General features: G+C 47.4%; 21 protein-coding genes. 13 read left to right on the top strand and 8 right to left on the bottom strand.

Features of this window, described 5'->3' with window-relative positions; genetic code table 11:
- Window positions 1-353 precede the first annotated feature (353 nt).
- Window positions 354-629: a hypothetical protein gene (locus AC2UZI_RS08605; RefSeq protein ID WP_486943397.1), complete on the bottom strand. Its 276-nt coding sequence runs from the start codon at window positions 627-629 to the stop codon at window positions 354-356.
- A gap of 267 nt (window positions 630-896) precedes the next feature.
- Here AC2UZI_RS08605 and AC2UZI_RS08600 point away from each other — a divergent pair, with 267 nt between their 5' ends.
- Complete coding sequence (locus tag AC2UZI_RS08600) at window positions 897-1,307, top strand: hypothetical protein (RefSeq protein ID WP_486943396.1); 411 nt, start codon at window positions 897-899, stop codon at window positions 1,305-1,307.
- Between the two features lie 59 nt (window positions 1,308-1,366).
- Here the strand turns inward: AC2UZI_RS08600 and AC2UZI_RS08595 are convergent, their stop codons facing one another.
- The 6 genes from AC2UZI_RS08595 to AC2UZI_RS08570 form a co-directional block, all read right to left on the bottom strand.
- Window positions 1,367-1,894, bottom strand: a complete 528-nt coding sequence (locus AC2UZI_RS08595) for a hypothetical protein (RefSeq protein WP_486943395.1) — start codon at window positions 1,892-1,894, stop codon at window positions 1,367-1,369.
- 24 nt (window positions 1,895-1,918) lie between these two features.
- Window positions 1,919-2,935 (bottom strand): hypothetical protein, encoded by a 1,017-nt coding sequence (locus AC2UZI_RS08590; RefSeq protein WP_486943394.1) that lies wholly within the window; start codon window positions 2,933-2,935, stop codon window positions 1,919-1,921.
- Window positions 2,936-2,947: 12 nt separating this feature from the next.
- Window positions 2,948-3,154: a YHYH domain-containing protein gene (locus AC2UZI_RS08585; protein ID WP_486943393.1), complete on the bottom strand. Its 207-nt coding sequence runs from the start codon at window positions 3,152-3,154 to the stop codon at window positions 2,948-2,950.
- A 93-nt stretch (window positions 3,155-3,247) separates the two neighbouring features.
- Window positions 3,248-3,715, bottom strand: a complete 468-nt coding sequence (locus AC2UZI_RS08580; protein ID WP_486943392.1) for a GNAT family N-acetyltransferase — start codon at window positions 3,713-3,715, stop codon at window positions 3,248-3,250.
- An 83-nt stretch (window positions 3,716-3,798) separates the two neighbouring features.
- A complete protein-coding gene (locus tag AC2UZI_RS08575) occupies window positions 3,799-4,473 on the bottom strand; it encodes a LexA family protein (protein WP_486943391.1) in 675 nt (224 codons plus the stop codon).
- Between the two features lie 303 nt (window positions 4,474-4,776).
- The gene (locus tag AC2UZI_RS08570) at window positions 4,777-4,983 is read right to left on the bottom strand and encodes a hypothetical protein (RefSeq protein WP_486943390.1); all 207 of its coding nucleotides are present in this window, start codon (window positions 4,981-4,983) and stop codon (window positions 4,777-4,779) included.
- Window positions 4,984-5,037: 54 nt separating this feature from the next.
- Between AC2UZI_RS08570 and AC2UZI_RS08565 the strand changes: the two genes are divergently transcribed.
- From AC2UZI_RS08565 to AC2UZI_RS08525, 9 genes are all read left to right on the top strand, one after another.
- Complete coding sequence (locus AC2UZI_RS08565; protein ID WP_486943389.1) at window positions 5,038-5,481, top strand: phage regulatory CII family protein; 444 nt, start codon at window positions 5,038-5,040, stop codon at window positions 5,479-5,481.
- Between the two features lies 1 nt (window position 5,482).
- Complete coding sequence (locus tag AC2UZI_RS08560) at window positions 5,483-5,899, top strand: recombination protein NinB (protein WP_486943388.1); 417 nt, start codon at window positions 5,483-5,485, stop codon at window positions 5,897-5,899.
- A gap of 95 nt (window positions 5,900-5,994) precedes the next feature.
- Entirely contained in the window at window positions 5,995-6,405 is a 411-nt protein-coding gene (locus tag AC2UZI_RS08555) for a hypothetical protein (protein ID WP_486943387.1), read from the top strand.
- On the top strand, window positions 6,402-7,283 hold the full coding sequence (locus AC2UZI_RS08550) for an LvrA C-terminal domain-related protein (RefSeq protein WP_486943386.1): 882 nt from the start codon (window positions 6,402-6,404) through the stop codon (window positions 7,281-7,283). The genes AC2UZI_RS08555 and AC2UZI_RS08550 overlap by 4 nt, the downstream gene beginning before the upstream one ends.
- Entirely contained in the window at window positions 7,270-7,923 is a 654-nt protein-coding gene (locus AC2UZI_RS08545) for a DUF6475 domain-containing protein (protein ID WP_486943385.1), read from the top strand. The genes AC2UZI_RS08550 and AC2UZI_RS08545 overlap by 14 nt, the downstream gene beginning before the upstream one ends.
- Entirely contained in the window at window positions 7,920-8,102 is a 183-nt protein-coding gene (locus AC2UZI_RS08540; protein WP_486943384.1) for a DUF7696 family protein, read from the top strand. The genes AC2UZI_RS08545 and AC2UZI_RS08540 overlap by 4 nt, the downstream gene beginning before the upstream one ends.
- The gene (locus AC2UZI_RS08535) at window positions 8,099-8,461 is read left to right on the top strand and encodes a hypothetical protein (protein ID WP_486943383.1); all 363 of its coding nucleotides are present in this window, start codon (window positions 8,099-8,101) and stop codon (window positions 8,459-8,461) included. The genes AC2UZI_RS08540 and AC2UZI_RS08535 overlap by 4 nt, the downstream gene beginning before the upstream one ends.
- Entirely contained in the window at window positions 8,458-9,144 is a 687-nt protein-coding gene (locus AC2UZI_RS08530; RefSeq protein WP_486943382.1) for a metallophosphoesterase, read from the top strand. The genes AC2UZI_RS08535 and AC2UZI_RS08530 overlap by 4 nt, the downstream gene beginning before the upstream one ends.
- A 150-nt stretch (window positions 9,145-9,294) precedes the next feature.
- Window positions 9,295-9,651, top strand: a complete 357-nt coding sequence (locus AC2UZI_RS08525; RefSeq protein ID WP_486943381.1) for a hypothetical protein — start codon at window positions 9,295-9,297, stop codon at window positions 9,649-9,651.
- Window positions 9,652-10,008: 357 nt separating this feature from the next.
- Here the strand turns inward: AC2UZI_RS08525 and AC2UZI_RS08520 are convergent, their stop codons facing one another.
- Entirely contained in the window at window positions 10,009-10,770 is a 762-nt protein-coding gene (locus AC2UZI_RS08520) for a hypothetical protein (protein ID WP_486943380.1), read from the bottom strand.
- 1,086 nt (window positions 10,771-11,856) lie between these two features.
- Here AC2UZI_RS08520 and AC2UZI_RS08515 point away from each other — a divergent pair.
- Genes AC2UZI_RS08515 through AC2UZI_RS08505 form a run of 3 tightly spaced genes read left to right on the top strand, consistent with a single transcriptional unit; the run spans window position 11,857 to window position 13,349 of the window.
- Window positions 11,857-12,249 (top strand): hypothetical protein, encoded by a 393-nt coding sequence (locus AC2UZI_RS08515; RefSeq protein ID WP_486943379.1) that lies wholly within the window; start codon window positions 11,857-11,859, stop codon window positions 12,247-12,249.
- A 49-nt stretch (window positions 12,250-12,298) separates the two neighbouring features.
- The gene (locus tag AC2UZI_RS08510; RefSeq protein ID WP_486943378.1) at window positions 12,299-12,853 is read left to right on the top strand and encodes a hypothetical protein; all 555 of its coding nucleotides are present in this window, start codon (window positions 12,299-12,301) and stop codon (window positions 12,851-12,853) included.
- Window positions 12,831-13,349 carry a hypothetical protein gene (locus tag AC2UZI_RS08505; protein WP_486943377.1) on the top strand — a complete coding sequence of 173 codons (519 nt, stop codon included), beginning with the start codon at window positions 12,831-12,833 and terminating at the stop codon, window positions 13,347-13,349. The genes AC2UZI_RS08510 and AC2UZI_RS08505 overlap by 23 nt, the downstream gene beginning before the upstream one ends.
- Window position 13,350 lies beyond the last annotated feature (1 nt).

The raw sequence follows: 13,350 nt of genomic DNA, 5'->3' as shown, positions 1-13,350 counted from the left end.
CCTACCCAGTCGCTTCTCCCTAAATAGGGCTGGGTGCATTGTCAGCTAGTTTTTAAAGATCATCTAACGCTTCACTTCAGTTACTAAGCTGGTCTGAGACCTAGGCTGTTTAGCTGTGTTTGGTGTAGCGTTAAATGAAGTATAGAATTATCTAAACAATAAAGTCAAGAGAAATCTAAACATACTGTTTGTATGTATAGAAAGTGACACCCCATTTGTGCCTGTTTATCGTTGGTTAGTAGCAGGCCATCGAAACGCCATCAGCCCAGCAGCACCGGTAGCGGCCACGGGGAAGGGCATGCAGCCACAAAAAAGCCCACCTTAGTGGGCGCAAAGGGTGGAATACTACGGCCTTAACTTGTGGCCACAGCAGCCTCAGAAAGGGTTAGCCTAAAATTATTATTGTTAGGGTAGAGGCCGAACACTCGGAAATGCTTATTTGAAATGAACCAGATTTCATCGCGGTCGTTTGCGAGGATGAAATATGCCTCGGATGTTTCAGAGGGGCTGTAGAGACCTAGCACGCGATAGGCGTTGTCATGACTGAAGCCGCTTTGTAGAGGGAAGGGCTTAGGCCCATTTTCTAGTTCTTGAACTCGAAGAAACAAACCTGATTCCACAGTGATCATCCCGTGCTCCTTATGGCTCTTAACTTCTTGAATAATAGCTGAAGCACTTTTATTGCCTAGAGCTTTTACAAGTGGCATTACTTCGGGGGCAGTTCAGATCGATGGTGATAAGTCGTAAGTTCAGGAGGCACAAAAAAGCCACCTGAAGGTGGCAAACATAAAAAAGCAGATAAGGGGGCAGTGCAGGGGCTATGTCCAAAGAGTTCTTTTTGTTTCTTTTTGTATAAGACAGTACAATTCACCCACTTCGAATATAAGGGTGGGATTGTGAGTAAAGCATTTATAGCGGTTACGCTGGTATCAATAGCCGCATTATCAGGTTGTGCGGGCAGAGCGGCGAATCCAGTGATGGTTCAACAGTATGGTGATAATGCGAAAAGCTGTCAGGCTCTTGAGCATGACATGGCATTTATTGAGTCGGAGGTACAACGTCTTGTACCAGACACCGAAAAGACGGGGAAAAATGTTGCTTTAGGTGTAACAGGAGCCTTTCTTTTAGTGCCATTGTTTTTTATGGACTTTAGTCACTCCGAACAAATAGAAGTTAATGCCTACCGTCAGAGATATAACCATTTAGCTATGCTAGCTATGGATAAAGGCTGTGAGACTGAGCGTCGGACTATCGAGATGCCGTCAAAACCTAACAACCAAACGTTTGAGCAAGAGCCTGAAGCGTAAGTAGGGCCCCACAAAAAAGCCACCCGGAGGTGGCTAAAGTAGCATTCTGAGCGCGTGAGTTAAGATGATTCTGTTAACTCAATACGCTTCATGGCCTCGTTAATTCTGTGTGTTGTGGCTTCTTTTTCAGCAAGTTGATCCGAGAAGTCAGCTAGTTCAAAAACCCAAAACAAAATAGAGGCTATTAGGTATAAATTGACTGTGAGTGCTAATGTGGTTGATGCTAGGTAAATTGTAGGCAGGAGCTCAGGCTCTATTTCAAAATAAATTTTTATTACAAAATTGAAGCATAGGGCTATAGCCGAACTACCAAGACTTAAAAAAAAGCAAACTATAAGTCGTCTATAAATTAAGCTTTTTAGGCTATTAAATCGCTTGGCTTGGAAACCGTTAAGTTTTTCATAAATTTTTAAACCTCTGTAATTACGCCAAAAAAGCAACAATAAAGCGCTAGGAATAGGGGTTATAAAAAAAATACATTTCACAGCCACATCATAGGACACTAAGTCTGGTGTCCACTTGTGAATCCCAATGCTAGAAATTGCACCAATAATTAACGTTAAGTAAATCAGTCGAGATCTAACCATGCGACCTCCTGAAGCTGATTAGTCTTATAAAGTAATCTCGTTGTTAGCAATGAGGTGCTTAATCCACGCGGACATTGCTTCGTAAAGTGAATCAACGTTTGGTTTTCCGCCTATTGTTTCAAGAGAAATAGGGGAGCTGATTTTGAGCTGCGACCCCTTAATTGTAGAACCGTCTCTGAGTTCGAGGCGTACACTTTCTTCCTCTTGGTCTCTTAAGGCTATTCCTAAATCATCAAGAAGCTTAGTAGTGCTAGCGGGGTGGCTTCTCTGGAATTTTGGATGTTTTATTTGCAACCACACTTCGAGATCGCCATCAAAAACAACATCGCTTAACCCTAGACTAGAGAAAGTATCACTTGGCAGGAATTTTTTCAATAGCCCTTTTAAGGCTTTGTCGGCTTTAAACTTAGTGACTTCTAGCTCTTGGGTATTGATTTTACCGCTATTGTCAGTCACCGCCACAAGCTCTGTAACGGACTCTTCTTGCATAAAAGGTACGCCGAGGTTGATGGCCTTGATGTGGTTTTTTCTAATGCGTTCAGCTATGGCTTTGTGAGGCTCATCAACTAAAGCTAGTCCATCTGCATTATCAAGTATTTCTGACTTATCTCTAATGAGCCAAGCCAAGTGACGCTCTAATGCGTTTGCGCGTAACGATCCTGTTTGGATCAGAGCTACGCAGTTCTCAAAAATACAGAAATACACCACTCCCGTGACGAACTGTTGAATTGTACCCTCTTGCTGTGGAGGCTCAATAGCGTCTAGCTCTAAGCTTGTTGCGTCTGGGTCATCGCCAATAACCAATTGGTAGCTCCCCCTTTCGAATGCTATTAGATGACCAGCAAGCATGTTTTCTTTTTTGCCATGCTTTGCGATTAATCTGTACGTTTCCCCAGAGGAATCTATGGTTTCTAGTCTGGATTTTACGGTTGACTGTTTATTTAATGCGCTTTCAATGAGTGTTTGAAGGTTTGCAGGGTTGCTGCTTTGAATTTGGGCTCTTCTGTAATACGCGCGCCTACTTGTTTTTACTGTTTTCATATACGTGTTTCCTTAATAAGCATCGGCTTTTGTTGTTTGGTGCCCAAAAGGAAAGGGTTTAATTTGATTTGAGTTTTCTTGATGACAATGCCTCGTCCCAGTCTTCCTATCCATATGACACCCATTCTTATCTGTCCGACCGGAGTGTGCTTCCACAGTAGTGGTCACCGCGCTGAGCGAGAGCAGGGTGATAGCAAGTGTTGCAAATAGTGTTTTCATGCCTCTTTCCTTACGGAATCACATAGAATTAAAATCTAGTTACTTTGGCTTTAAATGAAAGCCAAGATGACGCAAGCAGAGTTTATGTAGTGGTTATCCTAGTGAAAGCTTCAGCCCCTCGTGGGATGCGGTAAACCCCAAATCTTCATAAAACCTGATAGCGTCGGTGCGTTGTTTGTCACTAGTCAATTGCACCAAACCGCAGCCGGCGTTACGCGCCTGATCAATGGCTTGCTTTACAAGAGCTTTACCGATGTTATGTCCACGATGTTGGCTGCTAACCCGTACGCTTTCGATTTGCGCACGAAGCATCCCGCCGCGTGATAAGCCTGGTATTAAAGTGAGCTGTAAAACGCCTACGACCTGCTGGCCCATCACGGCAACAATCACTGTATTGCCTTGCTGTGCTTGAATGTCTCGCAAAGCAGCCTCATAGGCAGGCATGTGATGCATGCCGTCACGGGTGGCGCCTAGCACATCATCTGATAGCAGCGTAACAATTTCAGGCAAATCGGTATGTTGAGCTGCCCGAAATGACAGTTTATTGCTTGGGTTTTCCATGCCATGTCCTTACGGTCTTTACATATCAAACTTAACTTTCGTTACTTTAGGCCTAAACAAAAAGGCCCTCTAAGGGGCCTTGCTTAACTTCGTCTGTAGTACTTACGATGCTCAACCATCGTGCCGATAACCTCAACTTTATGCTTATCACTGCGCATTGATGGGTAGTCTGGGTTCAATGGTGTTAGTTCGAATATTTCTTGCCCTGACTCATCGATACTGATTAGGCGGTACTTTTTGAAAGTCGCCTCTTCATCGCTATTTTTTGCCACGACAAAATCGCCAGGCCTAGGGATGACCTCACAATCAACAATAATACGGTCGCCTTCTTTGAACTCGGGCAACATCGAGTCGCCCTTAATCTGCAATGCGAAAGCGCGTTCCGATAAATCCAAGTCCGTTAGCAAGTACTCCACATCTGCCATCGTGAAGTTCTGCCCACCGTCAGCGAAGTTACCCGCTTGAATGTAATTGAGCAGGGGGATGCGACGTTCGCCAATTGCGGCGCCAGAGACGTTTTTATCAAAGGCGTGGTCGACTGCCTTATCAAGCCATCCGCTCTCAATCTGTAGGGAGCTTTCGATTTGCCTAGCGACTCTTTCGCCAATGCTGCGACCGTTATTGTATTTCTCAGATAAATACTGCCCGATCTGGGCGCGCTCCCTAGAGACAAGACGCGCGAATTCTGCTGCGTTACCAGCCGCGCGGCTATCAATTAATGCCTGTAGGTTCTGTCGTCGAATCGCGTAAATATCCATTCTGCAATTAGAACAAGAAAAAACTAAACATTGGTTTAGAAAAATCTTGCTTTTGTGTATAGATTTATCTAAACTCAAGGCATGATGAAAGCTACCGATATCGTTCAGGCCCTAGGGGGCCGCAGAAAAGTCATTGAGCTCACTGGGCTGACCAAGGGGAGGATCTCCCAATGGGAAAAACAAAACCATATTCCTCGCTCATGGCTGTTGGCCTTCCATGCTTTGAATCCTGAAATTCCCTTTCCAATTCAGTTAAGGGCAGACGAAAAGAGCTGATTAACGCAGTCGCATATAGGGAAGGGGTTAATGAATAGTCACGGCTCCTTGCCCACCTAAACCGCGCTGCGCATTCCAGATCAAACGCTCTTGCACAGCGTCAATATGGGCATCAGTAGGTTCGTCGAAGGCTTGTAGTGCCAGATCAATGGCTTGGTCTTGAAGCTCCATCAACTCGAGATCAGTCAAGCCAGAAGAAGTTAAGAGTTTTGATTTTGAAGTTCTAGTTTCCATAACTAGCAGTTTAGGGCGTAGCCCTGCAAATAAATACGTTCGAGGCATTTAATTATGAACACAGTCGATGCGGCATATCACACAGTCCATGACTACCCAGGGGGCAGCGAGTCGTTAGGGCCTCGAGTTTCTATTTCACCGGCTGTGCTGCGCAATAAGGTGAATCCGAATAACTCGACCCATCACTTGACGTTTGCAGAGGCTCAGCGTGTAGCAGCGTTCACAAATGATTTTCGGATGTTGCAGGCTTGGGCGCATGCGGAAGGCTTCCTGTTGGTTAAGGCTCCTGCCGGCGCTGTGGATTCGTCAGACATGGCTGTCTTAGAGCAAGTAGCAGCAATGATGGTTGCTCAGGGCCATTTTGCAAACGAGATCCACACGGCACTGGCTGATGGAACGGTAACGAAAGACGAAATGCGTGCCATTGAAGGTGCTGGTAAAGCCTTTATGTCATCGGTGGCCAGCATTAAAGAGCGCGTTCGCGGGATGGTGGATTGATATGGGAAAACAAGTATTCCACTTAGTAAGCGGAGCTGTTCGACGTAATGCTGCTCAAGCAGTGATTAACGCCCCTGAGCAAATGATCTGTGAGATTAAGCCGCGCACTCGTTCGCTCGATGTTAACGCGAAGATGTGGGCAATGCTGGCTGACATTTCCAAGCAAGTTGAGTGGCCACTGAACGGCGTCACACAAAAATTATCGCCTGAGGACTGGAAGGACATTCTTTCAGCAAGCCTTCAGCAAGAAACCCGGATTGCTCAAGGTGTACGGGGTGGTTTCGTAATGCTTGGCCAACGTACTAGCCGCATGAGTGTGCGCCAAATGTCCGAGCTAGTGGAGTTTATGTATGCGTTCGGTGCCGAACATGGCGTGATCTGGTCAGAGCGCGTCGATATTCCGGAGTGGGTTCGATGAGAGCGTGGAATTCAACATTTAAAGCTAGACAATCGAGCCTCAAGCGAAGTCAGATTAAAAGCCGTAAGCCCGAGCCCAAGACGAAAAGCCTCGCCATGCGTGTAGCCGAAGCTTGTGGCACGGCGATCAATCACAAGCCTAAAGAGCTGTCCATATTTCGAAGCGAACAGCATCGACGCAACGTAGCTGCACTGCCGTGCTTATCGTGCAACGCTCAGAAGCGTTCACAGGCCGCACATCTTAATTTTGCAGCGTTAGGTAAGGGCATGGGTATCAAGCTATCTGATGCGCTGTGTGTGCCACTGTGCGCAGACGGTTTAGGTCGCCGCGGCTGCCATTCATTGTTGGATCAGGGTGGCGTGTATGACAAAGCGACCTCAAAAACATTGCAGCTGAAGTGGCTGCATCAAACACGAGATGATCTTAAGGGGCTTGGTAAATGGCCTGAAGCTGCTGAGGCAGACGTAGTCAGGCTTGTGGGTGAATATTTAAGGAGGCAGATGTGAGGCCTTTAGACGCAATTAGGGCTTTGGGAAGGCCAATAGCCTACCAGCCAGCGATAGCAAAGTATGTGGGCGGCGTAAACGCGGCTATTTTCCTCGGCCAGCTCATGTATTGGGATGAGCGCGGAGATCAGGAGCTGGGCGTTTATAAAACGTCTGATCAGTGGGAGGAGGAAACAGGCCTTAGTTATCGAGAACAGGCTGGGGCACGTAAAAAATTACGTGACTTAGGGCTGTTGATTGAAACAAATCAACGTCTGCAGCACCGTATTTACTACAAGCTTGATCACGATGCATTTAATGCGTTTATGGAGTCGATTTCTAAGCCTAAAAGCGATGTTGATGGTAATGAAAATGAAGGCGAATCCGCGAACGGCCAAACCGCAATTCCCCAACCGCCTAAAGCGCAATCCCCGAACGACGAAAACGCAATTGGGGAACAACCCAAAACGCAGTTGGCGGATGACCCAAAGCGCAATCCGTTAATAAGTACAGAGATTACAGCAGAGACTACTACAGAGATTATGTCGCCTGAACCAGTCGAATGCCTATTCGCCAAGTTCTGGTTGAGCTACCCAAACACTTCCCGTCGTGTTGCTAAACGCAAATGCCACGATGCTTGGAAAAAACAAAAGCTTGATGCCGTTGCTGGCGAAATTATTGATCACGTTCGGGCCATGGCGAAAACCAAGCAGTGGCGTGATGGCTACGAGCCTGCACCGCTGACGTACCTGAACCAAAGCCGCTGGGAGGATGGTTTACCCGATCCTCAGGTGCAAGGAAATCCACAGGGCAGTGGCTCAACGCTTTACGACCAGAACATGGCTGCTGCAGAGCAGGCTAGAAAAATGATTTTTGGAGACGACAATGCAACAGTCTGATTACGCCGCTTTTTCGCAGGTAGTGAACGCTGCAGCCGAGCTCTACGGCAAGCCGATGTCACCGATGGTATTGGCGCTTTGGTGGGGCGCGTTAAAGCCCTACGATTTACCAGCCGTGCGTGAGGGGTTGAGTCGTCACATGCAAAACCCAGACACAGGGCAGTTCATGCCAAAGCCAGCTGATGTGATTAAGTTTATCGGCGGCACCACGCAAGATGGCGCATTGCTGGCATGGGCAAAGACAGATCGGGCTTTACGTACCGTCGGAACGTACCAAAGCGTGACTTTTGATGATCCTGCGATTAATGCGGTGCTGCAGGATATGGGCGGCTGGATTTCGCTAGGAACCAAGACCGAAGATGAGTGGCCTTTTGTCGCAAAAGAATTTGAAAACAGATATCGCGGGTACCGACTACGCGGTGAGTTTGAATATCCGAAGTGGCTACCAGGCATAGCAGAGGCTCACAATGCGCAAACTGCACAACGTATCGCTCCGCCTGTGTTAATCGGCGATGAAAGGCTAGCTAAGCAGGTTTTACTCGGTGGTACCAACAAGCAGCGCATTGGCTTCAATCAGCTTGATGAGCAGAGCTTTAAGGAAGTGCTGATGCTGCCTGAGTCACTGGAGGCGCAAGCATGAGCCGTCAAGCAATAGAACAACATCGCCACGAATGCGAAGCAAGACACGTGTTGAGTCTACGGTTTAGCGATCGCAAGCCTTACTTGGAATTAATTGGCAGACGTCGTGGTGACGCTGCAAAAAGAGCCTTAGAGCTTGAGGTTCGACGTCAGTATCGTTTGGCGAAGGAGGCTGCATGATCGAGATCCGTTTGCCATGGCCTAACAGCGCCTTATTCCCAAATGCTCGTGGTGGTCGTCACTGGACATCATTCCAAAAACATAAAGAAAAGGCACGCACTGATGGCTACATGGCGGCTAAGGCTGCTGTTGGCACAGCCAAACCTGAGCTGAGCGAGCGCACACCTCTGCGTATTACCTTTGCTCGACCTAACCGTATACGCCGTGACATAGATGGCATGCATGGAGCGATAAAGCACCATCTGGACGGTATCGCTAAAGCGCTAGGTGTTGATGACAGCATATTTCGCCCAGTTCTTATCGATGAGTGTTTGGACCCTAAAAAGCTGGGTTACGTGATTGTGGAGGTGGGGCTATGACACATATGGTTCAACATTTCGAGCGCAACAGACAAGGCAGGGATTTTGCTGTCGGTGACATTCATGGACACTTTAGTCGGCTTATGGCTGAACTCCGTGAGATAGGCTTCGATTCAAATAAAGACCGTTTGTTTAGTGTTGGCGATCTCGTAGATCGTGGCCCAGAGAATGCAGAGGTTGTGAGCTTGATTGGCAATGGTTGGTTCTTTGCTGTGCGAGGCAACCATGATGATTTCGCTATTCGCTATCACACCATTGGGGCGATAGATGAAGATAACTATCGCAGAAACGGTGGTAGTTGGTTTATTGATGCAGACACATCGACCCAAAGCGCTGTCGTGGCGAAATTGTTGACGTTGCCATTTGCTATTGAGGTGGAAACGGAGGCTGGTCGCATCGGTATTGTTCATGCCGATGTCCCATGGTTGCAGTGGGTTGGGCTAGAGGAGGCCTTGCAGAATAAAAGTAAGCGTCAACGGTTGATGTGGAGCCGTGATCGTTTTGAGTTAGCAGATAGCAGCCACATAGAAGGTATTGATCACTTGGTCGTTGGCCACAATTGTCACCCAAAGTCTGTCGTGACTCTGGGGAATGTGCATCACATTGATACTGGTGGCTGGCTACCAAGTGAGTACGTCGGGCGTTTTACGTTGCTTGATTTGAGCACGATGGAGGCTGCGTAATGGCACTGCCTAGATGGTGTTATGACGATCCTGCGAAGCACGTGGACTTCGTTCGAAAGAAGCGCAAGGAACATGAAGAGCGGCAGCCAGAAAATAAGGCGGAACGTGCTAAGCGGGAGCTGCAGCGATTATTCAAGGAGGCAGACAAACGTGCGTAGATACGATGCTGATTCTATTCTTTGGAACTGGGCTCGGTGGTGCGCATCAGGGGAGGCGGTGGGTAATCTGGCTCATGTGGTGCCGTATGACGACGAGTACAGGCCAATAAACGTAGAGCAAGCACTAGCAGTTGAGCGGCTGCATAAGACCCTGCCACATCACGAGGGCATGATCGTTACAGCTGAGTATCCCCAGCGCAATGGCCTGTTCGCAGAGTTAACGCCGCAACAGCGATTAGAAAAAGCACAGCGGTGGATTAAGTCAGTGACTGGCGTTTGGCTGCGAGAGCACGAATACAAGCTCTATCTTGGGCTGTTTAAGGATTTGGTTTGGAGGGAATTAGGTTGAAGTACGTAGCAGAGATAACCGACTTGGTTTGGGCGCACCCTAAGGTGAAGTTTACGGTAGCGGACTTCGTTCGCTATGTGCGACCTGATGCATGCGTAAGGCAAAGGCGTAGCACGAGGGAAACTGTACGTAGAGCTTTAGTTGCCCTTGAGGATTACAGCATCATTGAAAGCAACCGCAGCGAAGTAAAAAATGGCGAGACAGCCTTTTACTGGCTAAAACCGCAACATGAAGTTCTTGATAACCGCAGCACTAACCGCAACAATAGAGGTCAGGAAAGTTGCGCCTATAGGATTTGAAGAAGCCCCGGTCGAGAGATGCGGGGCTTTCCCATTTTGATGGTCGTCTTAGCGCTCTCTATTTAATCAAAGAGCGCAATATATTGATTTTTTTCTCATCGTAGCCCTTTAGCACTAAGCTAGCTGCTCGCGCAAATGGAGTTTCAGATAGGTTTGTTTGCATGAAATGCACTGTTGGTGCCGAACGATAAGTAAATGCGCCGCTGCAAATTTCAGCAGCCCGTTTATCAACGAATATTTGAAGTACGAAATCCCCAAGAAGGACGTAATAGCTGTTGAGTGTTATGGACCCCACTTGGGCTCGCCCGCGAAACGGGCTCGAAACTATTCCGGACTCACCTATATCTCTAATGGTATAGAAAAGACATACTGGGTAGTCGGCTTCAATTAACTCATCCTTCCTAAGAAGGATATTTCTAATTTTTTTTGCGTGATAAGTACCTAGGTCAACTAAGCAAAAAATGTCTTTGCTGCTGACATGAGCTCGCCACAACATACCAAGACAAAACAGGTTGAATAGCTTGTGGTTCTGGATGCAAATGGAGAGTAGATCAGGCCTAAGTTGATTTTCGGTAGGCTGTTGATCCCTTAGTATGTCGCAGGCATAGCTGTCCATTTCAGCAAACTGGCTCTCACATTTAAAACATAGAATCGTGTCGTCATAAGGCCCAATAGGACTACGTTGTGGGTACTTTCTGTCTGCCACTTTTACCGGGACTTGATTTGGGATTGCAAACTTAATCGCCCATTTGGGGATGACATGAGACTGGGAAAGCTTGTCAAAATACTCTAGGCAAAGTTTGCATTGTTTCTTTCTCATCTTTTCGCTTTAAATCATAATTAAGGATAGGCCGCAAGTTAGGGTGTTCTAAAGATTTACGCGGTTAAGCTTGAAGGATCGTGGGTGGGTTCATCATAAAGAAAGCAAAGCCCTAATACTCTTTACTGACCACTGGCTACCTTAAGATGGGTTTTTATAAGCTAGAGTCAGAGGTAGCGGCCTGTGAGCTTCAGAGAAACAAACAGGCCACGTCCACTTAACTACAGATCGAGTTAACCTTTGCCACTTTTGTTTCTAGTGGGATCGGCTAGAACATACTTTTGACCTTTCTGGGGAGTTGGTGGGAGAGGCTCACCTTTCACCACAGTCCTTTCCGCTCCTGTTTTCCCTCCTCTAGGGCCAACGATTTCATATTGACCTGATCTAGTAGCTTTTTCGCCGGGCTTTTTCATTAATCCTCCCTTTCGATGTTAATGAGCTTACAAAAGTATCATTTTGAAACGTGGATTGTATGGGGGGTTATCAGCATGGAAGTGCCGAGTGCTTATGACTAATATATTGAGTTTTGATAAAACTTCTAAAAATAATCAAGCTGAGGCTACAGGTTCAGGTCAGGCTTTTTGCCTTAGATGTAAGCATGAGTGGGTTGCGTGCTCCCCTGTGGGGGTTCTGGATCTAGAATGCCCTGAATGTAAAACCATGAAAGGGCGGTTCCGCTTTGAATTTCAACCGGCAGATGGCCAGTTAATTAGAGTATGTAATTGCGGTAATGAGTACTTTTATTTAACGCCCGATGGTCATATGTGCGTCAATTGCGGAACGTATCAAAGTTATTGAGCAGCCCCTCTCTCAATTAGGTCTTTAGGTTAGAGGCCACCAAAGAAACAAAACACCCCATGCAAACCCTGTGAGGAAGAGCTCAGAAGGCAGTGTGCTGACTGATGCCAGCCTGCATTTTGAAGAGGGGAAAGCCCTGATGTCCTGACACGCAAGAGATGACATGCTGTAGCTTCTTATTACATAGGAGGCAGTATGCGACATCAAGCCATTCCGCATTCGACGGCGCAGTCGATGATCGGCATAGGATCGGCGGCTGACAGGGTGCGCACCCGCGTGAACGCAGTCGTGACGTCAATCAAGGATATGTACTCTGACCCACGTACTGCAGAACAGGTTCCGCTTGCAATAGAGCCTCTGGACGACGCTCGGTGCGTGGCAAACGTTATAACGCCTACCGGGAAAGGTCGTCTAGTGCTGAACTGGGGTTCGGACGATACAGGCCTGATGGGTAGACTTGTCGTAGAGCGAGAGCGCTTTGACGAGTATGATCGTCTATTCTGGGAGCCTGTATGGTCAATAAATGTGCCGCAGTACGGCGATCCTTGGATCGGGGAGGGCGAAACATGCTTTCGCATAAGGCTCGACGATCATTTCGGCAGCAGCCGGCCACAGACTAGCTTTGAAGCTGGGCTGTCAATAATGGCCGCAATAGTAATTGGTCCTCAGCCGACCGGTTAGGCTTAGCCCAGCAAGCCGCCTTCGGGCGGTTTTTTATTGGAAGTTAAATATGAAGCAACCTGACTGGGAGGCTATCGAAACGCTTCGTGAGAGTAGTGCGCTATTAGGATTGCCGTACGACGTTTACGGGCACCTTCATTTAAAGAATGAGGCTTTCATATCTGGCGTATTTAGATTGATGCTCTTATCTGGAAAGGCGCATATCTCACTATTTGAAAGCGAAGCTCCAGAGATAATAAGCTTCGAGGCTGAATTTAATGTTCTAGGTGGGCGTGTTGATTATCTTCTAGTCCATGTCGATGGCTCTGTGACTGTCTGTGAGGTGAAGTGCGGTCGACAGGGAAAAAGAAACGTATTGTCTGGAGTCGGTCAGTGCATTGCTTATGCCATTCAAGTGGGGATGGCAAATGCAGATGTACCAAAAGCAAGGAAAGCTTTGGTCTTTTCCTCATGGGGGAATATAGATGAGGAGTTGGTAGTCATAGAGGCATGCCGAACCGCTGGTGTAATACCTATTTCTATGGGCGACGCTGATGTGCATCGAGCGAGTGCCATGAGGTTTATTGAGAAAAGGATTTGCAATGGCGATAAGGAAGCCCGTTGATTGGGAAAAGCTAGAGGGAGTCTACCGATCTGGAGCGCCGTCTATAAGAGCGATAGCTGAACAATTCGGGGTTAGCGAAGGAGCGATTAGAAAGCGCGCTAAGAAGGAAGGCTGGAGACGGGATCTAACTAAGCGAGTTCTAGCGGCAACAAATGAAAAATTAGTACGCACAAAGGTACGCACAAAAAGTACGCAGGATACCGAGGCTGAAATTGTAGAGTCTGAGTCTGACTTTAGAGTTGATGTAGTTCTTGCTCACCGCACTGTCCTTGCACAGTGGCGTGGACTAGCAAACAAGTTGTGCGCCGCGCTCGATGAGATGGAAGTGCACGAAGATAATCACAACGAGTTTGCGCGTTCCTTAAATGCTGGTGTGGATGCTCAGCTAAAAGTAATCAAGGGTGAGCGTCAGGCTTACAACCTAGACACAGAGGAAGGCGACAAAACCGTCGAATCCCTTTCCTCCTTAATGGATGAGCTTTCGTCAGAGGCGTAGA

The organism is Paenalcaligenes sp. DL 463 (assembly GCF_057475185.1).
The sequence above is the reverse complement of the archived record's forward strand: the minus strand, read 5'-3'. Positions and strand labels throughout refer to the sequence as shown.

Bases quoted from the DNA above. Each gene is read 5' to 3' on its own strand.
- AC2UZI_RS08605 (WP_486943397.1), bottom strand. From the start codon at position 629: ATGATCACTGTGGAATCAGGTTTGTTTCTTCGAGTTCAAGAACTAGAA.
- AC2UZI_RS08595 (WP_486943395.1), bottom strand. From the start codon at position 1,894: ATGGTTAGATCTCGACTGATTTACTTAACGTTAATTATTGGTGCAATT.
- AC2UZI_RS08590 (WP_486943394.1), bottom strand. From the start codon at position 2,935: ATGAAAACAGTAAAAACAAGTAGGCGCGCGTATTACAGAAGAGCCCAA.
- AC2UZI_RS08585 (WP_486943393.1), bottom strand. From the start codon at position 3,154: ATGAAAACACTATTTGCAACACTTGCTATCACCCTGCTCTCGCTCAGC.
- AC2UZI_RS08580 (WP_486943392.1), bottom strand. From the start codon at position 3,715: ATGGAAAACCCAAGCAATAAACTGTCATTTCGGGCAGCTCAACATACC.
- AC2UZI_RS08575 (WP_486943391.1), bottom strand. From the start codon at position 4,473: ATGGATATTTACGCGATTCGACGACAGAACCTACAGGCATTAATTGAT.
- AC2UZI_RS08570 (WP_486943390.1), bottom strand. From the start codon at position 4,983: ATGGAAACTAGAACTTCAAAATCAAAACTCTTAACTTCTTCTGGCTTG.
- AC2UZI_RS08565 (WP_486943389.1), top strand. From the start codon at position 5,038: ATGAACACAGTCGATGCGGCATATCACACAGTCCATGACTACCCAGGG.
- AC2UZI_RS08560 (WP_486943388.1), top strand. From the start codon at position 5,483: ATGGGAAAACAAGTATTCCACTTAGTAAGCGGAGCTGTTCGACGTAAT.
- AC2UZI_RS08555 (WP_486943387.1), top strand. From the start codon at position 5,995: ATGCGTGTAGCCGAAGCTTGTGGCACGGCGATCAATCACAAGCCTAAA.
- AC2UZI_RS08545 (WP_486943385.1), top strand. From the start codon at position 7,270: ATGCAACAGTCTGATTACGCCGCTTTTTCGCAGGTAGTGAACGCTGCA.
- AC2UZI_RS08540 (WP_486943384.1), top strand. From the start codon at position 7,920: ATGAGCCGTCAAGCAATAGAACAACATCGCCACGAATGCGAAGCAAGA.
- AC2UZI_RS08535 (WP_486943383.1), top strand. From the start codon at position 8,099: ATGATCGAGATCCGTTTGCCATGGCCTAACAGCGCCTTATTCCCAAAT.
- AC2UZI_RS08530 (WP_486943382.1), top strand. From the start codon at position 8,458: ATGACACATATGGTTCAACATTTCGAGCGCAACAGACAAGGCAGGGAT.
- AC2UZI_RS08520 (WP_486943380.1), bottom strand. From the start codon at position 10,770: ATGAGAAAGAAACAATGCAAACTTTGCCTAGAGTATTTTGACAAGCTT.
- AC2UZI_RS08510 (WP_486943378.1), top strand. From the start codon at position 12,299: ATGAAGCAACCTGACTGGGAGGCTATCGAAACGCTTCGTGAGAGTAGT.
- AC2UZI_RS08505 (WP_486943377.1), top strand. From the start codon at position 12,831: ATGGCGATAAGGAAGCCCGTTGATTGGGAAAAGCTAGAGGGAGTCTAC.